We start from the raw sequence: 24,159 nt of genomic DNA on the forward strand, positions 1-24,159 counted from the left end.
CCAGCTGGATAGAGTACCTGGCTACGAACCAGGCGGTCGGAGGTTCGAATCCTCCCGCGCGCACCATTATTTAAAGTGATGAGCCTYAATGCTTGTTGCTGTTACACCGATTTAGTGCGCGCGTAGCTCAGCTGGATAGAGTACCTGGCTACGAACCAGGCGGTCGGAGGTTCGAATCCTCCCGCGCGCACCATTATTGAAAAGCTCAGCTTCGGCTGGGCTTTTTTTATACCTCCTGCTTTCCTCTTTGATACATCTTGCGGATGAATCGCACAGTTTTCTCTAACAAACTGATCTACATTGAATACCTTCGCGTATTTCGCTATAGAGCCCAGTAATACCATCAGAATCTTGCTGGTGCGAGCTGTGACAGGTTTATTCGGTTGATCGTATGCCTTTGTCAGGATTTATGTGCTTATTTTGTAAAATTACCACCAAAGCCGCAAAAACAGCGTAAATTATCGGCAGGGCTGTGGTTATTTTGATCAATTTGACGTAATTTTACTGATCGCGATAATTGATTATGCGTTCGTCACAACATTAATAAAAGGAAGTATTATGGCCGATTTAGGACCTTTGCTATGGGAAGCGGCAACGATCATGGTCACTGGTATGGTTGTTGTTTTTCTGTTTCTTAGCATCCTGATCTATTTAGTTCAGCTGTTGGCCAAAATTGCGCCCAAGGATGCACCTGCACCTGTGGCCAGTAAGCCATCATTAACAGCCGTGAATCACAATGGTGTTCAACCCGAGGTTGTTGCAGCGATTGCTGCGGCACTTCATCAACACCGTAAGCAGATCGCTTAGATCTGCAATCTTGCCTGTATTCCATAGGCACTGTGATTTTTAGGACGTTTTTTCTACAAGGAGTTTTTGAGCATGTCCAAGCCTTTAGCGATCACTGACGTTGTGTTACGTGATGCCCATCAGTCTCTTTTTGCGACCCGTTTGCGTATTGAAGATATGCTGCCCATTGCTGAGCAGCTCGATAATGTCGGTTATTGGTCTCTTGAGACCTGGGGTGGGGCAACGTTTGATGCCTGTATCCGTTATTTGGGTGAAGACCCATGGGAACGCCTTCGCTTATTGAAGCAGGCAATGCCTAAAACCCCGATGCAGATGTTGCTACGTGGGCAGAATTTGCTTGGCTATCGGCATTATGCCGATGATGTGGTGGAAAAGTTTGTTGAGCGTGCGCATGCGAACGGTATGGATGTGTTCCGTATTTTTGATGCCATGAATGATGTGCGCAACTTTGAAAAAGCGGTAAAAGCGACCGTGGATGTGGGCGGTCATGCACAAGGAACGATTTCCTATACCACCAGTCCGGTACATACGCTTGAGACCTGGACTGATCTGGCTAAACGACTGGAAGATCTAGGTTGTCATTCGATTTGTATCAAAGATATGTCAGGCCTGCTTAAGCCTTATGAAGCTGAAGAGTTAATTAAGCGGATTAAAGCATCCTGTGATATTCCATTGGCCTTGCATTGTCATGCAACCACTGGCTTGTCGAGCGCGACGGCGGTGAAGGCGGTTGAAGCCGGGATCGATATTCTTGATACCGCTATTTCTTCTATGAGCCAAACTTACGGCCATACCCCAACTGAAACCGTGATTGCGATGCTGGAAGGGACCGGACGTGATACGAATCTTGATCTTCAACAAATTGAGCCTATTGCCAGTTACTTCCGCCAGATCCGAAAAAAATATGCCAAATTTGAAGGCAGCCTGAGAGGTATTGACGCACGTATTCTGACTGCGCAAGTGCCGGGTGGCATGTTGACCAATATGGAAAGCCAGCTGAAAGAGCAGGGCGCCGCAGATCGATTTGATGAAGTCTTAGAAGAAATTCCACGCGTGCGTGAAGATCTTGGTTTTATTCCGCTTGTTACCCCGACATCACAGATTGTTGGCTCTCAGGCCGTGATCAATGTTTTGACGGGTGAGCGTTATAAGAGCATCAGCAAAGAGACGGCCGGGGTATTGAAAGGTGAATACGGTGCGACACCTGCCGCCGTGAATAGCGAACTACAGGCGCGTGTTCTCAATGGTGCTGAGCCAATCACTTGTCGCCCAGCGGACCGTCTTGAGGCTGAACTGCATATCATCACCGATGATCTACTAGAAAAAGCGAAATCCGATAATATTTCTCTGGCTGATGCCCAGGTGGATGACGTACTGACTTATGCCCTTTTCCCTCAGGTTGGCCTTAACTTCTTGAAAAATCGCAATAACCCTGATGCTTTTGAGCCTGCTCCTGGCTCGGAAAAAGTGGATCTCACACCTGCTGCGGCTCCTGTTGCTGCTGTACCTAAAGGTGGCGTCGAGGCTTACAGCGTGAAAGTGAATGGTCAAATGTACAATGTAGAGGTGGGGCCAGGTGGTGAATTATCATCTGTTGCACCTGTTGCTGTGGCAGCCAAGACACCCACACCGGCCGTTACCACTAATGCCGAGGCTGTAGAAGCACCATTGGCGGGGAATATTTTTAAGATTAATGTTAAAGCCGGTCATCAGGTGTCGGAAGGCGATGTACTTGTGATCCTCGAAGCAATGAAGATGGAAACTGAAATCCGAGCTGCTCGCAGCGGTATGGTGCAGGATCTGCACGTGAAGGAAGGGGACTCCGTCACTGTGGGTTCTCCGATCCTAAGCTTGGCGTAAGAGGGAACCATGGAAGGTTTATTAACACTATGGAGTGAAACCGGGATCGCAAACTTTAAGTTCGGCCAGATCATCATGATGCTAGTTGGAGCCGGGTTACTCTTTTTGGCAATCCGTAAAGGGTTTGAGCCCTTGTTGTTGTTGCCGATGGGGTTTGGTGCGATCTTAGCGAATATTCCCAATGCGGGGTTTACCGAGCCGGGAGGATTACTGTATTACATCTACCATGTTGGGATTGAAACGGGGGTTTTCCCACTATTGATCTTCCTCGGTGTAGGGGCTATGACAGACTTTGGGGCATTAATCGCTAACCCAAAAACGTTACTACTTGGTGCGGCAGCACAGTTCGGGATCTTCTTTACCTTGTTTGGCGCGATTTTACTTAATGTCATTCCGGGAATGGATTTCACGTTGGCTGATGCATCATCCATCGCGATTATTGGTGGTGCAGATGGTCCAACGGCTATTTTCCTTGCCAGCCGATTATCGCCTGATTTATTAGGGGCGATTGCGGTGGCGGCATACAGCTATATGGCGTTAGTACCGATTATTCAGCCTCCAATCATGAAAGCGTTGACGACACCGGAAGAGCGTAAAATTCAGATGCGACAGCTACGTCATGTGAGCAAGGGTGAGAAAGTCCTGTTCCCATTGGCCGTGTTGTTGATGACCATCTTGTTCTTGCCGTCAGCAACACCGTTGGTTGGGATGTTCTGTCTGGGTAATTTGATGCGTGAATCCGGTGTGGTTGAGCGATTATCAAATACCGTACAGAACGAGCTGATTAATATTGTGACCATTTTGCTTGGTCTCGGGGTGGGCTCGAAACTCGAAGCTACCCAGTTCTTGCAGCTTGAAACCTTAGGTATTCTGGTGCTGGGTGCGGTGGCATTCAGTGTCGGGACTGGCGGCGGTGTATTAATGGCTAAATTACTGAACAAGTTTAGCAAAGAAGACATTAACCCATTAATTGGTGCGGCAGGTGTCTCGGCGGTGCCGATGGCTGCGCGAGTCGTTAACAAAGTTGGGCTTGAGGCTAACCCTCAGAACTTCTTGTTGATGCATGCGATGGGGCCAAACGTGGCTGGCGTGTTAGGTTCGGCAGTCGCAGCGGGTATCTTGCTGGCGCTGGTTGGTGGTTAGTAGCACGCCTTCCGATTAATATCGGATACAGAGAGTATTAGAAACGGGTAGCGATTGAGCTGCCCGTTTTTTTATCTCCGTGCTAATTTCCCTTGAATTGAGTGTGCTGAAAGCATCCTGAATCCTGCATGTTGAAGTAACTTGGGTCTAAATACGGTATGGTATCCCCCCATAGTAATTAACTAACAACAAAGTAAAACAGTATTAATGCTAGAGTTATTTAATGGTGATTCAGCCCTGTGGGTGCTGTTTACTACCGGTTTTTTGAGTGCCACTTTGTTGCCAGGCGGTTCGGAAGCCAGTCTTATTGCAAGCCTTAAGCTTGGTGATAATGCGGTTTGGCTCGTGGTCTTTGTCGCGACACTGGGTAATACCTTAGGTGGCATGACTAACTATTGGTTGGGGAGATTATTGCCCGATAAAACTTCTGACGAGAAATACGGTCATAAAGCCGTAATGTGGTTAAAAAAATACGGATATTGGTCACTGATTTTCAGTTGGTTACCGATTGTGGGAGATCCTTTGTGCTTAGCGGCGGGCTGGTTGAGAATGCGCCATTGGTTAAGCTTTATCATTATTTTTGTCGGTAAAGCGAGTCGCTATGTTGTACTGGCGTTGATCGTTCAAGGTTTTTTATAAGGAAGGCATGTTGTGCAAAAGTGGATAGTAGGGATTGCACTGTTTTCGCTGGCAGGTTGTAGCCAGTTACAGTCGCAACTGGGCGGTACGCCCGCGTTACCGAAAGGGGTAACATTGGTTGAACAAGTGAATGCTGAGTCGTTATCTGACACGCCAGCGATCCCGTATTCAAAGTATACCCTCGCTAACGGGTTAACCGTCGTCCTGCATGAGGATCACTCCGATCCATTGGTGCATGTTGATATGACCTATCACGTGGGATCCGCACGTGAAGCGCTAGGTAAATCTGGTTTTGCCCACTTTTTTGAACACATGATGTTTCAAGGCTCGGAGCATGTGGGGGATCAGGAACATTTTCGTTTGATCACTGAAGCCGGCGGCACCCTTAATGGCACCACCAATCGGGATCGAACCAATTATTTTGAAACCGTGCCAGCGAATCAGCTGGAAAAAATGCTATGGCTGGAAGCTGACCGCATGGGATTTTTACTCGAGGCCGTATCACAGCGTAAGTTCGAGATCCAACGCTCGACAGTGAAAAATGAGCGTGCTCAGAATTATGAAAACCGACCTTATGGTCTGGTGTACGAACGTATTGGCGAGGCATTATATCCTCGTACCCATCCTTATTCCTGGCAGACAATTGGCTATGTTGACGATCTTGACCGGGTGGATGTGAACGATCTCAAAGCATTCTTCTTACGCTGGTATGGTCCCAATAATGCCACGCTGACCATCGGCGGGGACATTGATAAGGCACAGACACTGGCATGGGTGAATAAGTATTTTGGTTCCATCCCGCGTGGCCCTGAAGTTGAAAAAGCGCCCAAGCAGCCCGTCACATTAGCCCATAATGAATACCTGACACTGGAAGATAATATTCAGCAGCCAATGCTAATGATGGCCTGGCCAACGTCCTATAATGGCGCGAAAGATGAAGCATCGCTGGATATGTTGGCACGGGTGATTGGCGACGGTAAAAACAGCCTGATGTATCAGGAGCTGGTGAAAACCGGTGATGTGGTGGATGCAGGAGCTTTCCATGATTGCGCTGAGCTTGCTTGTACTATGTATGTGTATGCCATTGGTCAGAGCGGAGACAAGGGGAACCTGAAGGATCTGCGAGCCAAAGTCGTTGGGATTCTGGATGGCATTGAGCAACGAGGTATTAACACTCAGGAACTCAAAGAGATGAAGGGGATGGTCGAGGCCAATGCCATCTTTGGGTTGCAGAGTGTCAGTGGCAAAGTGTCACAATTAGCCGCCTACGAAACCTTCTTTGATGATCCGGGTTACCTGGGTACCGAACTTGGCAACTTGCGCGCCGTGACCACGACCAGCATGGAGCAGGCCTACATGAAATACCTTAATGGTCATTCGAGTGTAACATTAAGTGTGGTACCGAAAGGGCGAGAAGATATGCAAGCTGCAACGCCCAATTTCACACCACCAGAGCGAGTGATCCCTGCACATGTCAAAGTCTCAGAAGAAACACTGAAAAAGCAGATGCGGGTGCCGGTGGATAATTTTGATCGCACGATCATGCCACAGCCATCGTCACCGGTAGAAGCGGTGATGCCAACGCTGTATCAGTTTAAGCTGAGCAATGGGATCAAAGTACTGGGTACCCAGTATCAGGAAACCCCGACCATTGAACTTCAACTCGTCGTGCCAGCAGGCCGTCGCTTCGAGCCAGAAGGCAAGGCCGGTTTGGCGAAGTTAACGGCCAGTATGATGGCAGAGGCATCGCAACAATCGACCGTTGAAGCGTTGTCATCCCGGTTAGATATGTTAGGCAGTACCGTTAGTTTCTCTGCTGGTCAATATGGCACGGTTATCTCACTGACGTCATTGGAAAAGAACTTGCCGGAAACACTGGCCATTTTGGAGGAGCGATTGTTCCATCCCGCGTTTAACCCGACGGATTTTGCGCGAGTGAAGCAACAGGCATTGGAAGGGGTGATCTATGAGCACCAGCGTCCGACGTGGCTTGCCAGTCAGGCAACCCGTGAAGTGTTGTTCAGTGGCACCTCCTTCAGTTTACCGCCGGAAGGCACCAAAGCCTCACTGGCCTCAATCACCCTTGAGGATGTGAAAGCATTCTACCACCGTTACTATACCCCGAACGGGGCTGATGTCGTGGTGGTGGGTGATATTGATAAGAATCAGCTTCAACCTCGGCTTGATTTCCTCGCAAAATGGCAAGGTCTGCCAGAGCCGACATATCAGACGCCCAAGCTGCCTGTATTGCCTAAGCAAACCGTGTGGTTAGTCGATAAACCCGGCGCGCCACAGACGGTGATCCGCTTGGTTCGTCAAGGCCTGCCATTTGATGCAACGGAAGAGCTGTATCAAACTCAGCTTGCTAACTTCAATCTGGCGGGGAACTTTAATAGCCGGATAAACCTTAATTTGCGAGAAGATAAGGGTTATACCTATGGCGCAGGTGGTTTCCAGAGTGGGGGTAAGGAAGTGGGCCTGTCGGCGTATTATGCTCAGGTGCGTGCTGATGCCAGCCTGGCCTCAGTAAAAGAATTTATTGCTGAGCTGCAACGCATGGCGACTGATGGGGTCACCGATGAAGAGATGGCATTCATGCGTTTAGCCGTCGGCCAGAAAGATGCGTTGAACTATGAAACACCGGGTAAGAAAGCACAGTTACTCGGGCAGCTGTTAACCTACTCATTACCGGAAAACTTCGTTGAACAGCGCAATGAGATTGCTGCAGGGATCAGCAAAGCGCGGATTAATGAGTTGGCTGCAAAATGGTTCAATCCTGAGGATTATCAAATCATTGTGGTTGGGGATACTAAGAGCTTGAAACCACAATTTGAGCAGTTAGGATTGCCAATCCGCGAGCTCAAGCCACTGATGTAACAGCCTATATAAAGCCGGCATCTTTGCCGGCTTTTTTATTACTATATCGGCAAATTTATCGCTGAATTATTTCTCTATCGTAAAAGTGTTTCGCGGTAATAATCGTGGTAATCAGAAACAATAATGATTACTCTACGTCACTAAGTTGTTAATGATTGAGTAGAACCTTGATGGACTTTTCACAACGATTGCAGCAGGTCGCTGCTAATCCTGACGCACTGACCCAGATGGGTCGAGGCCTTGAACGTGAGGCCTTGCGCATTACGCCACAAGGAAAGTTGTCGCCAGAACCGCATCCGGCAGAGCTGGGCTCCGCATTGACCAACAAGTGGATTACCACTGATTTTGCTGAGCCGTTACTCGAGTTTATTACCCCTGTCTCCCAAAATGTGGATCACCTACTGTCACAGCTTAGTGATATTCATCAATTTACTTACACAAAGTTAGGTGAAGAAAAACTCTGGCCAATGTCTATGCCGTGTTTTGTCGGCGATCAAGATGATATTAACCTGGCACAGTACGGCTCATCTAACACCGGCAAAATGAAAACCTTGTACCGTGAAGGTCTGAAACACCGCTATGGTAGCGTGATGCAGGTTATTTCCGGAGTACACTTCAACTTTTCGTTTCCAGAGGCATTCTGGGATCAACGTTTTGGTGAGCAATCGGCTATTGATCGCCAAAATGCCATTTCAAACGCCTACTTCGGGTTGATCCGCAACTACTACCGTTTTGGTTGGTTGATTCCTTACCTCTTTGGCGCTTCTCCTGCGTTGTGCGGTTCATTTCTCAATAAGAACGAGTCGGCATTAAACTTTGAGGAAGTGGGCAAGGGGACCTATTGCCTGCCTAACTCGACAGCATTACGGTTAAGTGATTTAGGCTATACCAATCATGAGCAAAGCTCGCTAAAGATCGGCTTTAATAGTCTTGAGCAGTATCTGGATGGAGTTCGCAGTGCGATTCGTACCCCATCAGAAGAGTTTGCCAAAATTGGTGTGAAGGTCGACGGGGAATACCGTCAGCTTAATGCCAATGTGCTCCAAATTGAAAACGAATTATATGCTCCGATTCGCCCTAAACGCGTGACCAAGCCGGGAGAAAAACCGTCTGAAGCATTGGACCGTGGTGGGGTGGAATACATTGAAGTACGCTCACTGGATGTGAACCCGTTTAGCCCGATTGGTATTACCGCTGATCAAGTTCGCTTTTTGGATCTGTTCCTGACTTGGGCGGTATTGTCGCCATCAGCCGATATGGATGATGCGGAGTTAGCTTGCTGGCGTGATAATTGGAATCGAGTGGTACTTGATGGGCGTAATCCTGATCTGCAACTGAAGATTGGCTGTAATGGCGAGCGCTTAACCTTGAAAGATTGGGGTTCACGTGTTTTTGCCGAATTGGCACAAGTGGCCATTGCGATGGATGCTGCTGTGGGTGATAACGCATACCAACAGACGTTAGCGCGCTTGCAAACCTGGATAGATGATCCCGCGTTAACACTATCCGCTCAACTGCTTGATCAAATCCATCAGCAGCAGGGTATTGGTGCGGTTGGTAAAGGGTTAGCAAAAGCCCATGCCCAGACATTATCAGAGATGCCGTATCGTTATTATACTGAGCAGCAATTTGAGCAGGAAGCTGTCGATTCTGTGGCTAAGCAACAGCAAATTGAAGCGGCAGATACGCAATCATTCGATGCCTTTTTGAATGACTATTTTGCTGATATACAATAAAAAAAAGCGGGCAGCAATTTTGCTGCCCGATAAATAATTTCGCAGGGATGACGGCAGAAATTACTGCCGTTCATTGTTTATGACCGCAAGGATGGTGATTTGTTCCATGGTTGTAAAAAATAATTATCTATTCACCCGTATGCTTTTTATCCTCGCCGTCACCGTTACCCTCAGTGGATGCGCGACCCCGCCCCCGAAACAGCAATCAAACCTATGTGATATTTTCCGCGAATACCCCAGCTGGTATGAAGATTCGCTGGATATGCAGGATGAATGGGGGACGCCAATCAATGTCGCAATGGCGATTATCAAGCAGGAAAGCAGCTTCCGTCATGATGCCCGGCCACCTAAAAAATACCTATTAGGATTTATCCCTTGGGGGCGGGTAAGCACTGCGTATGGTTACGCACAGGCTCAAGACCCAGCCTGGGAAGATTACCAAAAGGCCACTGGCGAGGGGGGATCGCGGACCAACTTTGCCGATTCGCTGATGTTTGTTGGGTGGTATACGAATGAAACTCAGCGCCAATTGGGTATCTCCAAATGGGATGCTTATAATCAGTACCTAGCATACCATGATGGGCGTGGCGGTTATAAGCGAGGAACGTATAAGTCAAAGCCGACCCTAATGAAAATATCGCGCAGGGTTGAGCAGCAGGCAAAAGATTATGGCTGGCAGTTGAAGCAGTGTCGTAAGGAACTGGATAATAATCGTAGCTGGTGGCCATTTTAAGCGGGCGTATTCTCTGGAGTGACTTATTTGCGGGTCTGGCTTAGAGTGATGTAAAGTTGTAGTTAAGAATACGTTCATTCTGGTTCCGAAACTTAGGATGAGAATGAGGGATCAAGACAAGGAGTCAGAAAACGATGCCATTACTAGACAGTTTTACCGTCGATCACACACGCATGCACGCACCTGCTGTTCGGGTAGCAAAAACCATGCAAACGCCAAAGGGCGATACCATCACCGTGTTCGATTTGCGATTTTGCCGACCGAATGCAGAGATCCTCAGTGAGCGCGGTATTCATACCTTAGAACACCTCTACGCCGGATTTATGCGTAATCACCTGAATTCTGACCATGTTGAAATTATCGATATTTCACCAATGGGCTGCCGTACCGGGTTTTACATGAGTTTGATTGGTACGCCGACTGAGCAGCAAGTAGCTGGCTGCTGGACTGCAGCAATGAAGGATGTGCTCTTAGTGGAATCACAGGATAAAATTCCGGAGTTGAATGAATACCAGTGTGGTACTTACAGCATGCATTCGCTGGAAGAAGCGAAAGCGATAGCTGAAGCGACTCTTGCTCAAGGCATCGCGGTGAACAGGAATGATGAACTGGCACTGCCTGAAGCAATGTTGCAGGATCTTAGTGTGAAATAATCTGTGATGGATTGTGAAAGCAAACAAAGCCAGCATTTGCTGGCTTTATTTATATGGCTGTTGCCACCCCATTCAGCCGGTTTTTTGTAGCTGATTGGGTAAGATTCGGACCCGCTTGATCATATTATCTGAGATCTCAACGATCTCCATATGATAACCATCTACTTTGACACTGAGCTGACTATCGGGGATATCTTGCAGATATTCGAGGATTAAACCATTCAGTGTGCGAGGACCATCAGTGGGTAATCCCCAGTTCAGGCTCTTGTTTAAATCGCGGATATTGGCACTGCCTTCAATCATCAGGCTGCCATCGGCTTGTGGTGTGATCTCCTCGGCCAGAGTTGGGCTAATTGAGGTGGTAAATTCACCGACAATCTCTTCTAAGATATCTTCAAGGGTGATTAGGCCTTGAATATCACCATATTCATCGACAATCAGGCCGATCCGTTGTTTGTTTCGCTGGAATTTGAGTAGCTGGATATTAAGTGGTGTCCCTTCCGGAATGAAGTAAACTTCATCGGCAGCACGGAGTAAGTTTTCTTTGCTGAAGTCATTTTTATCCATCATCAGGCGATAGGCTTCACGGACGCGCAGCATACCGACCACCTCATCAATGCTATCGCGGTAGAGCACGATTCGGCCGTGGGCGGAGTGGCTGAGCTGACGCACGATAGACTTCCAGTCATCATTGATATTAATCGCGGCAATTTCGCTACGTGGTACCATCAGATCTTCAACCGTGACATTTTCCAGATCTAAAATTGACAGTAGCATGTCTTGATGTCGGCGAGGGATCAGTCCCCCTGCTTCATTGACCACGGTACGCAGTTCGTCAGAGTTGAGTTTACCATCGTGGTGATTGCTGACTGAGAGTCCCATCAGGTGCAGGAAGCCGTTGGTGATTGCATTAACAAACACAACCAACGGATAGAGCAGTTTCATCAGAAGCTGTAAGACGATACTACTCAGATAAGAGACGCGTTCAGGGTAGAGCGCAGCGAGGGTTTTTGGCGTGACTTCGGCAAACACCAGCACCACCAGCGTCAGGGCTCCGGTGGCGATAGCGACACCCATATCGCCGTATAGGCGCATCCCGAGGATGGTCGCAATGGCTGAGGCAAGGATATTGACAAGGTTGTTACCGATGAGGATCAAGCCTATCAATCGGTCAGGGCGAGAGAGGAGTTTTTCTACCCGTTTCGCGCCCCGGTGCCCTTGGTTGGCAAGGTGCCTCAATTTGTAGCGATTGAGGGCCATCATGCCGGTTTCTGAACCGGAAAAATAGCCGGAAATGATGAGAAGTAATATCAGAAGGGAGAATAAGACTCCCGTGGATATATCGTCCAAAAAACCCTGTCCTTAACGTTTCTGTTACTTGAACTTTGTACCCAGACTCCCTGAGTGTCAAATCATAGCCGGAAAATCATCGACCAAGATCTTAGGCACCAATGATTATTTCTTTGACAAAGCGACTGCCGAAGTAAGCCAGTGTGAGTAAAAAGGCGCCGACCAGACTAAACCAGACTACTCGACGGCCACGCCATCCCCGTTGGTAATGGCCCCAGAGTAATACGCTATAAACGGCCCAAGCCATGAGCGATAGCACGGCTTTATGCGTTTTCCCTTGGATAAGCAGATCTTGAATAAAGATGAATCCAGAGATCAGTGTGACGGTTAATAGGCTATTTCCGACCAGAATGATCTTGAAAAGTTGACGTTCAACCATCATTAAAGGAGGGATGTTGGGATTAATCATCAAACTCTTCTTATTTTTGAGCTTATGATCAAGCCAAGCTAACTGAAGGGCATACAGGGTCGCGATCATTAGCGTTGAATAGGAAAACAGCGCCAGTGAAATATGCAGTAATACTTCTGGATGGGTTTCCAGATGGGTGATAAATGCGCCGGGAAGAAACGAGGCGGCTAACACATTGATGGCCGCAAAGCTGTATACGACCGGGAGCAGGAACCATACGCGCATGCGCAGTATCGCGCCAGTGGTGATCACTGCGATGAGCAGACTGATCAATGATGCGACATTCAAAATACTGAGGTTCTGCCCTATGCCACCCAGGATCAGATCCTTAAGTAATAGTATATGCAAAGAGATAGCCGCCAATGCACAAAAAAACACCGGCTTGGCCTTGATACCATTGCTATTGGTTAATCCTGGCACAACAAGCCCAAGGGCAAAAAAATAAAGGCAAGCCGCCATAAAGGCTATCAACATATCCATAGTAAACTTAACTATTTAAGATGGTAAGAATTCGCAAGTATACCTTGCCAACTAGTTGGCTGCCACGGCAAAGCTGATATCCATCGCATTGAAGGTGGTTTTGTTAGCCCATATCACAGTGAAAGTCGCTGTGGGGGCATGAAAGCGAGGTATAGATTGCGTTATACTAGCCCTATATTACCGATTTAATTGCGTAACAAGCGAGTAGCACATGTTCGAAAATTTAACGGAGCGTTTATCGCGAACGCTTAAGAATGTTAGTGGTCGTGGTCGCCTGACAGACGACAATATTAAAGATACGCTGCGTGAAGTACGTATGGCGTTACTCGAGGCAGATGTTGCGCTTCCAGTGGTCCGTGATTTCGTCAAGCGTGTAAAAGAGCGCGCTGTCGGGACAGAAGTATCGAAGAGCCTGACCCCTGGTCAGGAATTCATCAAAATTGTTCAGGCTGAACTTGAAGCGGTCATGGGCGACTCGAATGAGGATTTGAACCTATCGAGCCAGCCACCTGCGGTTATTTTAATGGCGGGTTTGCAAGGTGCAGGTAAGACAACCAGCGTCGGTAAATTGGGTAAGTTGCTCAAAGAGCGCCAGAAGAAAAAAGTACTGGTGGTATCTGCCGACGTATACCGCCCTGCGGCCATCAAGCAGCTAGAAACACTGGCTGGTGACATTGGTATTGATTTCTTTGCGTCCAGTGCCGATCAGAAGCCTGTCGATATCGTGAATGCGGCGCATGCGGAAGCAAAACTGAAGTTTTATGATGTTCTGATTGTCGATACTGCCGGTCGTCTTCACGTTGACAGTGAGATGATGGACGAAATCAAAGCGGTCCATCAGGCAATTAACCCGGTAGAAACCTTGTTTGTTGTCGATGCAATGACCGGTCAGGATGCTGCCAATACCGCCAAAGCCTTTGATGAAGCGCTACCATTAACGGGTGTGATCCTGACCAAGGTTGATGGTGATGCACGTGGTGGTGCGGCACTGTCTGTTCGTCACTTAACAGGCAAGCCAATCAAATTCCTGGGTGTCGGTGAAAAAACCGATGCGCTAGAGCCGTTCCACCCGGATCGTGTTGCTTCTCGAATTCTTGGGATGGGTGACGTGCTGTCACTGATCGAAGATCTTGAGCGCAATGTCGATAAAGAAAAAGCCGAGCAATTAGCGAAGAAATTCAAAGAAAAGAAAGGCTTTGATCTGGAGGATTTCCGTGGCCAGCTGCAGCAGATGAAAAACATGGGCGGCATGATGGGTATGCTTGATAAGCTGCCTGGTATGTCGCAGCTACCTGAGAATGTCAAAGACAAGGTAGATGATAAAATGTTTGTTCAGATGGAAGCGATCATCAATTCGATGACACCGGGTGAGCGTGAACGTCCAGATATTATTAAGGGCTCACGTAAGAAGCGTATTGCTATGGGCTCGGGCACACAGGTGCAAGATGTTAACCGCCTGCTTAAGCAGTTTACCCAGATGCAGAAGATGATGAAAAAGATGCAAAAGGGTGGGATGAAGAATATGATGCGCAATATGAAAGGCATGATGCCGGGCGGCGGCATGTTCGGTCGCTAATCGTCGATTCTCCTTGATTCCATTGAGCTTTGGGTCGTGAATTCCTGTTAACTGGTGAAAAAGTAGCTAAAGCAGTTGCATTCGTCAGTTTAAAGAGTAAAATTCCCGAGCTTAATTTGGCACGGGCCCCGTTATGTATCATGGCGGGGCCAATTTAATTTACAGTAATGCTTAAAGAGGACGATATGGTAACCATTCGTTTGGCACGTCACGGCGCTAAAAAGCGTCCATTTTATCAAATCGTTGTTGCTGATTCTCGTTGCGCACGCGACGGTCGTAACATCGAAAAAATTGGCTTCTTCAACCCGCTAGCTAAGGGTCAGGAAGAGCGTCTACGTCTTGACCTTGACCGTGTTAATCACTGGGTTGGTCTTGGCGCAACTGTGTCTGACCGCGCAGCTAAGCTAATCAAAGACGCTGCTAAAGCGGCTTAATTAGCATGATAGGTAGCAGAGAAGCAATGAGTACACAAGACCGCATTGTTGTCGGGAAACTGGGTGCCACTTATGGCATCAAGGGCTGGCTCAAAGTTTTTTCTTACACCGAAGAGGCTGAAAGCATTTTTTCTTACCATCCTTGGTTTATTAAAGTTAAGGGTGAATGGAAAGAACTTCGCGTTGAATCGTGGAAGCGTCATGGTCAGGGACTGGTAGCGAAAATTGAAGGTTTTGACATCCGCGAGGATGCACAAAAGTTCACTAACGCTGAAGTCTCTGTAATGGCAGAGCAACTTCCTTCATTGTCAGATGATGAATTCTACTGGCGTGAATTGTTTGGCATGACAGTGGTAACAACCAATGGTTACGATCTAGGTAAAGTCACTGATATCCTGGAAACAGGGTCAAACGATGTGTTAGTTGTGAAAGCCAACTTGAAAGATGCTTTTGGCCAGAAGGAACGTTTAATCCCGTTCCTCGATGAGCAGGTCATCAAGTCGATTGATCGCACTGCTCAGCGGATCGAAGTTGACTGGGATCCTGAATTCTAGTCCCCCGGTAATTAGGTGAAAAAATGAAGGTAGGCATAATTAGCCTGTTTCCTGATATGTTTAGCGCCATTACCAATTTTGGGGTGACAGGTCAGGCGGTAAAAAAAGGCCTCTTGTCGGTAGAGACGTGGAATCCACGAGACTTTACCCGTGACAAGCATCGTACGGTTGATGATCGACCTTATGGTGGCGGACCGGGAATGCTCATGATGGTACAGCCTTTGCGCGATGCCATTCATGCGGCTAAACAGTCTGTAGAAGGGCCGGCTAAAGTCATTTATCTTTCACCTCAGGGCCGTACGCTTGATCAAGCGGGTGTTGAGGAGCTGGCACAGAATGAGAATCTGATTCTTATCTGTGGCCGCTATGAAGGGATAGATGAGCGCATTATCCAACAAGAGGTAGACGAAGAATGGTCTATCGGCGATTTTGTGCTAACGGGAGGTGAACTGCCTGCCATGACGTTAGTGGATGCAGTGGTCCGGTTTGTTCCGGGTGTACTGGGAGACTTTGCGTCAGCGGAAGAAGATTCTTTCGCCAATGGTTGGTTAGATTGTCCTCACTATACGCGTCCTGAAGTGTTGGATGGGCAAGAAGTCCCTAAGGTCTTATTGTCTGGTAACCACAAGGACATTAGTCGCTGGCGGTTAAAACAATCGTTAGGCCGAACCTGGCTGAGAAGACCAGAGCTCCTGGAAAACCTAGCTCTGACTGACGATCAGGAATTCTTGCTTACGGAATTTATCCGTGAAAATAAAGCAAGCATTTAATTAATTTAGTATCAGTTTATTCTAGGGTATATACCAATGAGTAACATCATTAAGCAGCTCGAAGACGAGCAACTAAAGCAAAACCTACCTACTTTCGCACCAGGTGACACTGTTGTTGTTCAGGTTAAGGTAAAAGAAGGTGACCGTTCACGTCTTCAGGCTTTTGAAGGCGTTGTTATCGCTAAGCGTAACCGTGGTCTACATTCTGCATTCACCGTTCGTAAGATCTCTAACGGTGAAGGCGTTGAGCGTGCGTTCCAAACTCACTCTCCAGTAGTTGACAGCATTACTGTTAAACGTCGTGGTGCAGTACGTCGTGCCAAGTTGTACTACCTACGTGAACGTTCTGGTAAAGCAGCTCGAATCAAAGAGAAGCTTTCTAAGTAATACGCTCTGCGTAAGACGTTTAAATGAAAAAGCCCACCGAAAGGTGGGCTTTTTTTTATTTCAACAAAGATAAATTATGCTAAATAAACATAAAACACTGTATAAATGATTGTAATTTATTGCGCTGAATTTATGCTCTAACCATTATGCTGGTTAGTTGCTTATTGGAGGCGACGTTGAATAAGAACGTGTTGGTATCCCTGTTAGTCGTTACAACATTAGGCCTAGGTCTAACGGGGTGCGCTCAAAACCCTTATGGCAATGCTTATAATGTTAGCGATGCTCGCCAAATCCAAACTGTTTTAACTGGCACGATCACTAAACTCGATGCGGTGACGATCCAAGGTGATGCGGGTAATACTATCGGTACGATAGCCGGTGGTGCAATTGGTGCATTGCTTGGTTCTGAAATCGGTGGCGGAACGGGTTCCGCAATTGCTGCAATTGGTGGTGGTGTTGTTGGTAGTATGGTGGGGAGTAAAACTGGCCAGGCTGCAGATACCAGCCAAGGCGTTAACATTGTCATTCAATTAGATAGTGGCCGAACCATTGCTATTGTGCAACAAGTGAATCCAGATGTGATATTTAGCGTGGGTGAGCGTGTTGATATTTATCAGCAAGGTTCAACGGCCCGTGTTGTACCCGCTAGCTAGAAGATAGCGGGTCAATAAGAAAAACCAGCAATTAATGCTGGTTTTTTATGTCTATTGCTAATTACTTCGCTGCGTCAAGCTCGCCGATTTCTTCATCGGCAAGGTCCGTTTCCCCTTTGCCTTTAGAACGCTTGATGATGAGGCCCGTGATACCCAAGGCGCTAATCAATCCAACGGTAGTTGATAGTGTCATTGGCAGACCAAAACCGAGCTGGCTGTTGTTCAGGATGAAAGTAATACATACCGTGGTCATAAAGATTGCTGGTATCGTGGTGATCCAGTGCAGTTTGTTATGACGTAGCAGGTAAGCGGATGCGGTCCACAGCATCATCACCGCCGTTGCCTGGTTAGCAAAGCCGAAGTAACGCCAGATAATGGCAAAGTCGACTTGAGTCAGGATACCACCGACAACAAAGAGTGGGACGGCCATGATCAGACGATTACGTAGTGACTTTTGCTCCATATTGAAGTATTCAGCTAAAATTAGGCGGCTTGAACGGAAGGCGGTGTCACCGGAGGTAATTGGCAGAATAACGACGCCTAAGAAGGCAATCACACCACCGAACACCCCTAAGAGACCCATTGATGCGGTGTATACCACGTTACCTGGACCACCGTTCGCAACGGCTTCAGATAAGCCCTCGACTGAACCGAAGTAAGAGAGCGCAACGGCACACCAGATCAGTGCAATCACACCTTCACCGATCATCGCACCGTAAAACACGAAGCGGCCATTTTTCTCATTTTCCATGCAACGTGCCATCAGCGGAGATTGAGTAGCGTGGAAACCAGAGATAGCACCACATGCAATGGTGATGAACAACGCAGGCCATAGGGGTAAATCATTCGGGTTCATGTTGGTGAACATGTCGCTCATTTCATAACCCGCCAGCAGTGAGTGTTCGCTCGAGAATGCCATTGCAGTGATCAGACCTACGGACATGAAAATTAGCAGGGCACCAAAAAATGGGTAGAAACGGCCAATGATCTTATCGACTGGGACAATCGTTGCCAGAATATAGTAAGCAAAAATAACCACAACCATGACGGCCATTGACAGGCCAAAGTCGGTTTGCTCGTTCACAAGGTTGGTGATCATGCCAGCAGGTGCCGACACGAAAACCACCCCAACCAGCAGCAACAGTACGATTGCAAAAATGTTCATAAAATGTTTTGCGCCGTTGCCGAGATAACGACCTGTAATCGTAGGAACAGAGGCGCCGCCGTTACGGATAGAGAGCATCCCAGAGAAATAATCGTGTACGGCGCCAGCAAACACACAGCCCAGTACAATCCAAAGCATCGCTGCAGGGCCGTACAGTGCCCCCATGATAGGACCGAAAATTGGGCCGACACCGGCAATGTTCAGTAGCTGCACCAAGTACACTTTCTTGTTTGACATCGGTACATAGTCGACGCCGTCTTGTTTGGTATAGGCGGGGGTTTTGCGGTTTTCGTCGATCCCGAAAACTTTTTCAACAAAGGCACCGTAGATGAAGTATCCACCGACCAATGCCGCGACACACATTAGAAACCAAGCCATATGCTTATCTCTCTTATTTCCTATAGGAGTGGGTTGAATTTACGCGCCTTGCCTGTGACTGCTTGGCAACCTGCGCAAACCTTCTTTCTATGAGGTTATAGTAATGATTTAAGAGCCATAATCACCTCATTACGGGGTGAGTGGCGCTATAGCGTTATGAGTGGTTGATATATCTGCCGAACGGTTTTTCCGAGTCATAACGGTGTTTTAACCGAGGAATAATCGGTGCGGGCAATGTTCAAAAATGTGATGTTGGATATGAAAAGGAAACAACGTACTTAATACCAGTTGGTCATGCAGCGGATCAATTGGTATCAAGTGTTGACTTAGTTGAGGCCGAAGCGGTCTTTGAGCTCTTTGAGGTAACGGCGACTGACCGGAATTTGATGATGGTTGAGGGTCGTGATTTCAGCCAAGCCATTTTCCAGCAGTTTGATTTCACGTATTGATTGTGGGTGGATCAAATACTGTCGGTGACAGCGGATTAGCGGGGTTTTTTCTTCTAACGTTTTCAAGGTGAGCTGGGTGGTCGCCTTGTTGGTTTTACTGACCACGTGCACACCACAGAGATCGGAATATGCGGCTTCGATCTCGGCTGGACTCAATAAGATGATCCGGTTATGACCAGTACACGGGATCAGCTCCAACATATCACTGACTAGCGGTGTATAGTCGACGGCGTGGCATTCACGGTTTAAGCGTTTAAGGGTCTTTGCTAACCGTGCTGGCTCAACGGGTTTAAGTAGGTAGTCAAACGCATTATCCTCAAATGCTTGCAAAGCATAGTCGTCATACGCAGTGACAAATACGACTTTGGGCATGGTATCGGGATCGAGCATGCTTAAAAGTTCAATGCCGGTGATTTGCGGCATCTGGATGTCCAAGAAAATAACCTCGGGTTTGAGAGTGTTGATTTTTTTCAGTGCTTCAATGGCATTGCTACATTCGCCGATCACGGCCACTTTTCCGCTTTCGTGCAGTAGATCGATCATCTCCTCGCGGGCATACCGTTCATCATCAATGACGATTGCGTTAATCATACTGCCTGTTCTCCTTGCGTGTGGTTGAGTGAGGGGCTCGGATCCAGAGGCATGCGAATGGTTGCACGCGTCCATACTTCCGATTGGGCACTCATGGTTAATCCGTACTGTTTACCAAAGCGATTTTTTAGCCGTTTATCGACAATCTTGATGCCGAGGCCGTTTTCTTCCCCAACGGGGGCATAGCGGCCAGCATTGTCCTCGACCTCGAGGATCACATCGTTGCCATCGATATAGCCATTGACGGTGATTTTACCATTTTCAAGTAAGGATGATGTACCGTGCTTGATGGCGTTTTCGACTAAGGGCTGTAAGGTAAAGGTGGGAATATAGTGATTGAGCAGCGCTGGGCTGACATTAATGATGACACGGAGTCGATCGGAAAAGCGGGCCAGTTCAATCTCTAAGTAGGCATGAACGTGTTGGATCTCTTCCTGCAGGGTAACGGTTTCGATGTTCTGCTTGAGGTTACGGCGGAAAAATTGTGATAAGTGTTGGATCAACTGACGGGCTTTATCGGGATCGCGGCGGATCACCGCATTAATGGTATTAAGGGCATTGAACAGGAAGTGTGGGTTCACTTGTGCTTGCAATAATCTTAGCTCTGCTTGGGTGAGCAGGTTTTGTTGTTGAATATAGCGGCCGGTGAGGATTTGGTTAGACAATAATTTGGCAATGCCTTCACCCAACGTGAGGTTTACGGTAGAAAACAATTTCCGTTTGGGTTCGTAGAGTTTAATGGTACCCAGTACTTCATTACTGCCCCCGACAAGTGGGATCACCAAGGCAGAACCCAGCTTGCATTTTTCATGCAAAGAGCACTGATAGGGGAGATCATAACCATCGGCGTAGACTAGCGTGCAGCCATCAATAGCTCGGCGGGTATAGCCTGATGATATTGGCGTACCTGGCTGGTGGTGATCATCACCAATCCCAATAAAAGCTAATATTTTCTCTCGATCCGTGATGGCGACAGCACCAACGCCGGTTTCTTCATAGACGATTTGCGCTATTTTCTTGGTGGTAATTTCATCAAAGCCTTGGCTTAAGATCCCGACTGAACGCTGGGCGATCTTCAATGCCCGGCTTGAAAATGCGGCAGAGTATTTTTCATAAATGGTTTTACGATCCTGAATGATACTCATAAATAGGGCTGCACCAACTGAATTGGCGATGACCATTGGCAGTGCAATGGCACTGACCAGCTGGAGGGCTTTGGCGAATGGGGCTGCTACGATCAAAATGATGCCCATCTGGACCACCTCAGCAAAAAGTGTAATACCAAAGACGACAATAGGTCGAAAGAGTTGATCGGCTTGACCTCGACGGAGAAAGTAGCTGTGCATCAAACCGCCGATCAACCCTTCTGCTGTTGTGGAAATGGCACAAGCCAGATCGGTAAAGCCCCCTAAACTGTAGCGATGCAGCCCGCCAGTGAGCCCGACGGCAAAGCCGACAATGGGGCCGCCGAGTAGGCCACCCATGACCGCGCCGATGGCTCGGGTGTTGGCAATGGCATCTTCTATGTGAAGTCCGAAGTAAGTGCCTAAAATACAAAAGAGGGAAAATAAAACATAACAGGAAAATCGTTGTGAAAGTCGGCCGGAAATAGACGTGATCGGCATAAACAACGGCGTTTTGCTGAGAAGGTATGCCAGCACTAGATAGACACTGAGTTGCTGAAGTAGCGAAAAAATCAATTCCATATGATGAAGATACTGCCAAAAAATATTGTCATTATGGTAATCGGTTTATCGCTCATCCCCAAAGCGATAAATGACAAGACACATAGTAAATTTATCGTTACAGTTGTTGTTTTTTATTTACACCCTCTTGCAATGAATGGGAAAAGCTTGTTATTGTTTGACTTGTAGCAGGGTGTACCTGTTCTTTCGTTGCTGTTTTGTATCATTTTATTTACAGGGAAGCCCGCATGCAAAAAGACCAGCTGAATAACATTCATATTGAAAATGAATCCGTCCTTATTACTCCCCAGCAGTTACGCCAGAAATTACCCGTCAGTGAAGCCGGACTGCAGTTCGTCCATCAGTCACGCCAGACTATTGCCGATATTATCCATAAGCGAGATCATCGTTTGTTGGTGGTATGTGGTCCTTGTTCCATTCATGATATTGAAGCAGCAAAGGAATATGCTGAAAAACTCAAGCGGTTATCGGAAGAGTTGGGGGATCAGCTGTATATTGTTATGCGGGTTTATTTTGAAAAACCTAGAACGACTGTCGGTTGGAAGGGCTTGATTAATGATCCTCATCTTGATGGATCGTTTGAGGTAGAAGAAGGCTTACACATTGCCCGTCAGTTGCTCATTGATCTGGTTGAAATGGGGATCCCGTTAGCCACCGAAGCACTCGATCCTATTAGTCCGCAGTATTTGGGTGATCTGTTTAGCTGGGCGGCAATTGGCGCACGGACCACCGAGTCTCAAACCCACCGTGAAATGGCCAGTGGCTTGTCGATGCCAGTTGGCTTTAAAAATGGCACAGATGGCAGCTTAGGCACTGCAATTAATGCGATGCAGGCTGCGGCTTCTGGCCATCGTTTTATGGGGATTAATCCAGATGGTCAGGTTGCGTTACTGAATACACAGGGGAACCCGGACGGGCATGTGATCCTGCGGGGCGGCAAGCAAACCAATTATGATTCTGTCTCGGTGAGGGAGTGCGAAAACGAGATGCAAGCAGCAGGCCTTTCTCCTTCACTGATGGTAGACTGTAGCCATGCTAACTCCCGTAAGGATTACCGTCGCCAACCGTTGGTAGCAGAAGATGTGTTCCATCAAATCCGAGAAGGAAATGGCTCGATCATTGGCTTGATGTTGGAGAGTCACCTCAACGAGGGAAACCAGAGTGCGGATCAGCCTCGAGACGCAATGGCCTATGGGGTCTCGATTACTGACGCCTGTATCAACTGGGAAAATACTGCGAGTTTGTTGCGACATGCCCACCAAGAGTTGATTCCATTTCTGCAGCAGCGGATTGATTAATAGTTATAGCAGATAAATAACAGAGAGCCCGTTAATGGTTGCTAAACTGAGTAAATTACGAGATCAAATCGATGATGTCGATAAACAGATGGTGGAGCTGTTAGCTCGACGTCTGGCACTGGTCGAGGAAGTTGGCCATGTCAAAAGTCAACATGGCTTACCTATCTATGCGCCAGAACGCGAGTCTGCGATGTTGGCCTCGCGTCGTCAAGAAGCAGAAAGTAAAGGCGTACCGCCGGATCTGATTGAAGATATCTTGCGTCGCACGATGCGTGAATCTTACGCCAGTGAAAATGATTCGGGCTTTAAATGCCTTAATCCATCACTCCGGCCTATTGTCATTGTTGGCGGTTATGGTCAGCTGGGAAGCTTGTTTTGCCGGCTATTTTCTTTGTCAGGTTATGAGGTACGCAAGTTAGGAAGTCAGGATTGGGATCATGCTGATGAACTGTTGGCTGATGCGGGTATGGTCGTGGTATCAGTACCGATCAATCAGACAGAGCAAATCATTGCCCGGTTAGGCAATTTGCCTGAAGATTGCATCTTGGCCGATCTCACCTCGATCAAGAGCGGGCCAGTACAGGCGATGCTAGAAGTACACACTGGCCCGGTGGTTGGTCTACATCCGATGTTCGGTCCGGATATCGCGAGCTTGGCCAAACAGGTTGTTGCCTATTGTGATGGCCGTAATCCCGAGAGCTACCAATGGCTGCTGGAGCAGTTCCAAATCTGGGGGGCGAGCCTTAATCGCATTAGTGCCATTGAGCATGATGAAGGGATGACCTTGATCCAGGCATTGCGTCACTTTACCTCATTTGTTTACGGGGTACATTTGGCCGAAGAAGATCCGAAGCTAGAACAGCTACTCTCACTAAGTTCACCGATATACCGGCTGGAATTGGCCATGGTTGGCCGTTTGTTTGCCCAGGATGCCCAGTTGTATGCTGATATCATCATGTCATCACCGCAGAATATCGCGATGATCAAGCGTTTCCATCAGCGTTTTGGAGAAGCCATTGAGATGTTGGATAAACAAGATAAAGACGCCTTCAAACAGGCATTTGGGCAGGTAGAAAATTGGTTTGGGGACTATGCCCAGCATTTTTTAGTCGAGAGCCAGGGACTGCTTAGGCAGGCGAACGATTCTACCCATCGGAAATAAAATATAGGCTTTTCGGTGTCTTCTAACCCGTTGCCTATAAACAAAAGCGACAGCCATGCTGTCGCTTTTTTGTTTGCCCAGCGAAGCTGGCAAACCCGTCAGGTTGCAAGAAACCGGAATCACCCCGACTGAGGGGAAGATAATCCGAATCGCAAGGGCGTTGCTGGCCAACGGCAGGGTCTGAAGGAAGCGATAGGAAGTTAACAGTACACAACGAAAGTGAACCTGATTCGGCAGTCTAGGTGGGTAAGCGTGCAAAATAGCGCAAAGCCCCATACTCAGTCAGACCTATGCTGTGCTTGAGGGTGGAATTGTTAACAGGGAGCCAGTGCAGTAACTGGGGAAGCCT

General features: G+C 47.8%; 21 protein-coding genes and 1 tRNA gene. 17 read left to right on the top strand and 5 right to left on the bottom strand.

Annotated features, from left to right (window positions below; translation table 11 throughout):
- Positions 1 to 116: 116 nt before the first annotated feature.
- The 9 genes from L4D12_RS24115 to luxS all read left to right on the top strand — a co-directional run bounded on the left by L4D12_RS24115 (position 117) and on the right by luxS (position 10,448).
- Positions 117 to 193: transfer RNA gene (locus L4D12_RS24115), tRNA-Arg, on the top strand.
- Positions 194 to 558: 365 nt separating this feature from the next.
- Positions 559 to 807 (top strand): oxaloacetate decarboxylase subunit gamma, encoded by a 249-nt coding sequence (locus L4D12_RS24120; protein WP_428450374.1) that lies wholly within the window; start codon positions 559 to 561, stop codon positions 805 to 807.
- 72 nt (positions 808 to 879) lie between these two features.
- Positions 880 to 2,667 carry a sodium-extruding oxaloacetate decarboxylase subunit alpha gene (oadA, locus tag L4D12_RS24125; RefSeq protein WP_428450375.1) on the top strand — a complete coding sequence of 596 codons (1,788 nt, stop codon included), beginning with the start codon at positions 880 to 882 and terminating at the stop codon, positions 2,665 to 2,667.
- 9 nt (positions 2,668 to 2,676) lie between these two features.
- A complete protein-coding gene (locus L4D12_RS24130; protein WP_428450376.1) occupies positions 2,677 to 3,810 on the top strand; it encodes a sodium ion-translocating decarboxylase subunit beta in 1,134 nt (377 codons plus the stop codon).
- Between the two features lie 207 nt (positions 3,811 to 4,017).
- Positions 4,018 to 4,449, top strand: coding sequence for a YqaA family protein (locus L4D12_RS24135; protein WP_428450377.1), 432 nt, complete (start codon positions 4,018 to 4,020; stop codon positions 4,447 to 4,449).
- A gap of 12 nt (positions 4,450 to 4,461) precedes the next feature.
- A complete protein-coding gene (locus tag L4D12_RS24140; protein ID WP_428450378.1) occupies positions 4,462 to 7,326 on the top strand; it encodes a M16 family metallopeptidase in 2,865 nt (954 codons plus the stop codon).
- A 170-nt stretch (positions 7,327 to 7,496) separates the two neighbouring features.
- Positions 7,497 to 9,062 (top strand): glutamate--cysteine ligase, encoded by a 1,566-nt coding sequence (gene gshA, locus L4D12_RS24145; RefSeq protein ID WP_428450379.1) that lies wholly within the window; start codon positions 7,497 to 7,499, stop codon positions 9,060 to 9,062.
- 139 nt (positions 9,063 to 9,201) lie between these two features.
- The gene (locus tag L4D12_RS24150; RefSeq protein WP_428450392.1) at positions 9,202 to 9,795 is read left to right on the top strand and encodes a transglycosylase SLT domain-containing protein; all 594 of its coding nucleotides are present in this window, start codon (positions 9,202 to 9,204) and stop codon (positions 9,793 to 9,795) included.
- Between the two features lie 134 nt (positions 9,796 to 9,929).
- Positions 9,930 to 10,448 (top strand): S-ribosylhomocysteine lyase, encoded by a 519-nt coding sequence (gene luxS / locus L4D12_RS24155; protein WP_428450380.1) that lies wholly within the window; start codon positions 9,930 to 9,932, stop codon positions 10,446 to 10,448.
- 72 nt (positions 10,449 to 10,520) lie between these two features.
- Here luxS and L4D12_RS24160 read toward each other — a convergent pair whose 3' ends face one another.
- Positions 10,521 to 11,798: an HlyC/CorC family transporter gene (locus tag L4D12_RS24160; RefSeq protein ID WP_428450381.1), complete on the bottom strand. Its 1,278-nt coding sequence runs from the start codon at positions 11,796 to 11,798 to the stop codon at positions 10,521 to 10,523.
- A gap of 91 nt (positions 11,799 to 11,889) precedes the next feature.
- On the bottom strand, positions 11,890 to 12,687 hold the full coding sequence (locus L4D12_RS24165) for a cytochrome C assembly family protein (RefSeq protein WP_428450382.1): 798 nt from the start codon (positions 12,685 to 12,687) through the stop codon (positions 11,890 to 11,892).
- 211 nt (positions 12,688 to 12,898) lie between these two features.
- Here L4D12_RS24165 and ffh point away from each other — a divergent pair, with 211 nt between their 5' ends.
- The 6 genes from ffh to L4D12_RS24195 all read left to right on the top strand — a co-directional run bounded on the left by ffh (position 12,899) and on the right by L4D12_RS24195 (position 17,061).
- On the top strand, positions 12,899 to 14,263 hold the full coding sequence (ffh, locus tag L4D12_RS24170) for a signal recognition particle protein (RefSeq protein WP_428450383.1): 1,365 nt from the start codon (positions 12,899 to 12,901) through the stop codon (positions 14,261 to 14,263).
- A gap of 185 nt (positions 14,264 to 14,448) precedes the next feature.
- Positions 14,449 to 14,697 carry a 30S ribosomal protein S16 gene (rpsP, locus tag L4D12_RS24175; protein ID WP_075763068.1) on the top strand — a complete coding sequence of 83 codons (249 nt, stop codon included), beginning with the start codon at positions 14,449 to 14,451 and terminating at the stop codon, positions 14,695 to 14,697.
- Positions 14,697 to 15,251 carry a ribosome maturation factor RimM gene (gene rimM / locus L4D12_RS24180; RefSeq protein ID WP_428450393.1) on the top strand — a complete coding sequence of 185 codons (555 nt, stop codon included), beginning with the start codon at positions 14,697 to 14,699 and terminating at the stop codon, positions 15,249 to 15,251. The genes rpsP and rimM overlap by 1 nt, the downstream gene beginning before the upstream one ends.
- Positions 15,252 to 15,274: 23 nt before the next feature.
- Entirely contained in the window at positions 15,275 to 16,021 is a 747-nt protein-coding gene (gene trmD, locus L4D12_RS24185) for a tRNA (guanosine(37)-N1)-methyltransferase TrmD (protein WP_428450384.1), read from the top strand.
- Positions 16,022 to 16,057: 36 nt separating this feature from the next.
- Positions 16,058 to 16,408, top strand: a complete 351-nt coding sequence (gene rplS, locus L4D12_RS24190) for a 50S ribosomal protein L19 (protein WP_428450385.1) — start codon at positions 16,058 to 16,060, stop codon at positions 16,406 to 16,408.
- Positions 16,409 to 16,584: 176 nt separating this feature from the next.
- Positions 16,585 to 17,061, top strand: a complete 477-nt coding sequence (locus tag L4D12_RS24195) for an outer membrane lipoprotein (RefSeq protein WP_428450386.1) — start codon at positions 16,585 to 16,587, stop codon at positions 17,059 to 17,061.
- Positions 17,062 to 17,122: 61 nt separating this feature from the next.
- On the opposite strand, the gene L4D12_RS24200 is transcribed toward L4D12_RS24195, so the two are convergent.
- The 3 genes from L4D12_RS24200 to L4D12_RS24210 all read right to left on the bottom strand — a co-directional run bounded on the left by L4D12_RS24200 (position 17,123) and on the right by L4D12_RS24210 (position 21,350).
- Positions 17,123 to 18,604, bottom strand: a complete 1,482-nt coding sequence (locus L4D12_RS24200; RefSeq protein WP_428450387.1) for a carbon starvation CstA family protein — start codon at positions 18,602 to 18,604, stop codon at positions 17,123 to 17,125.
- Positions 18,605 to 18,930: 326 nt separating this feature from the next.
- Complete coding sequence (gene btsR / locus L4D12_RS24205; protein ID WP_428450388.1) at positions 18,931 to 19,644, bottom strand: two-component system response regulator BtsR; 714 nt, start codon at positions 19,642 to 19,644, stop codon at positions 18,931 to 18,933.
- Positions 19,641 to 21,350, bottom strand: a complete 1,710-nt coding sequence (locus tag L4D12_RS24210; RefSeq protein WP_428450389.1) for a LytS/YhcK type 5TM receptor domain-containing protein — start codon at positions 21,348 to 21,350, stop codon at positions 19,641 to 19,643. Before L4D12_RS24210 ends, btsR begins: the two co-directional genes overlap by 4 nt.
- Positions 21,351 to 21,577: 227 nt before the next feature.
- On the opposite strand from L4D12_RS24210, the gene L4D12_RS24215 reads away from it, so the two are divergent.
- Complete coding sequence (locus L4D12_RS24215; protein ID WP_428450390.1) at positions 21,578 to 22,648, top strand: 3-deoxy-7-phosphoheptulonate synthase; 1,071 nt, start codon at positions 21,578 to 21,580, stop codon at positions 22,646 to 22,648.
- 34 nt (positions 22,649 to 22,682) lie between these two features.
- A complete protein-coding gene (gene tyrA, locus L4D12_RS24220; protein ID WP_428450391.1) occupies positions 22,683 to 23,810 on the top strand; it encodes a bifunctional chorismate mutase/prephenate dehydrogenase in 1,128 nt (375 codons plus the stop codon).
- The last annotated feature ends 349 nt before the right edge of the window (positions 23,811 to 24,159 follow it).

This window comes from Photobacterium nomapromontoriensis (assembly GCF_050336815.1).
Classification (GTDB): Bacteria; Pseudomonadota; Gammaproteobacteria; order Enterobacterales; family Vibrionaceae; genus Photobacterium; species Photobacterium nomapromontoriensis.

Coding starts and splice junctions, on each gene's coding strand:
- L4D12_RS24120 (WP_428450374.1), top strand. CDS start 559: ATGGCCGATTTAGGACCTTTGCTATGGGAAGCGGCAACGATCATGGTC.
- L4D12_RS24165 (WP_428450382.1), bottom strand. CDS start 12,687: ATGGATATGTTGATAGCCTTTATGGCGGCTTGCCTTTATTTTTTTGCC.
- oadA (WP_428450375.1), top strand. CDS start 880: ATGTCCAAGCCTTTAGCGATCACTGACGTTGTGTTACGTGATGCCCAT.
- ffh (WP_428450383.1), top strand. CDS start 12,899: ATGTTCGAAAATTTAACGGAGCGTTTATCGCGAACGCTTAAGAATGTT.
- tyrA (WP_428450391.1), top strand. CDS start 22,683: ATGGTTGCTAAACTGAGTAAATTACGAGATCAAATCGATGATGTCGAT.
- L4D12_RS24215 (WP_428450390.1), top strand. CDS start 21,578: ATGCAAAAAGACCAGCTGAATAACATTCATATTGAAAATGAATCCGTC.
- L4D12_RS24135 (WP_428450377.1), top strand. CDS start 4,018: ATGCTAGAGTTATTTAATGGTGATTCAGCCCTGTGGGTGCTGTTTACT.
- trmD (WP_428450384.1), top strand. CDS start 15,275: ATGAAGGTAGGCATAATTAGCCTGTTTCCTGATATGTTTAGCGCCATT.
- btsR (WP_428450388.1), bottom strand. CDS start 19,644: ATGATTAACGCAATCGTCATTGATGATGAACGGTATGCCCGCGAGGAG.
- rplS (WP_428450385.1), top strand. CDS start 16,058: ATGAGTAACATCATTAAGCAGCTCGAAGACGAGCAACTAAAGCAAAAC.
- luxS (WP_428450380.1), top strand. CDS start 9,930: ATGCCATTACTAGACAGTTTTACCGTCGATCACACACGCATGCACGCA.
- rpsP (WP_075763068.1), top strand. CDS start 14,449: ATGGTAACCATTCGTTTGGCACGTCACGGCGCTAAAAAGCGTCCATTT.
- L4D12_RS24150 (WP_428450392.1), top strand. CDS start 9,202: ATGCTTTTTATCCTCGCCGTCACCGTTACCCTCAGTGGATGCGCGACC.
- gshA (WP_428450379.1), top strand. CDS start 7,497: ATGGACTTTTCACAACGATTGCAGCAGGTCGCTGCTAATCCTGACGCA.
- L4D12_RS24200 (WP_428450387.1), bottom strand. CDS start 18,604: ATGGCTTGGTTTCTAATGTGTGTCGCGGCATTGGTCGGTGGATACTTC.
- L4D12_RS24210 (WP_428450389.1), bottom strand. CDS start 21,350: ATGGAATTGATTTTTTCGCTACTTCAGCAACTCAGTGTCTATCTAGTG.
- L4D12_RS24130 (WP_428450376.1), top strand. CDS start 2,677: ATGGAAGGTTTATTAACACTATGGAGTGAAACCGGGATCGCAAACTTT.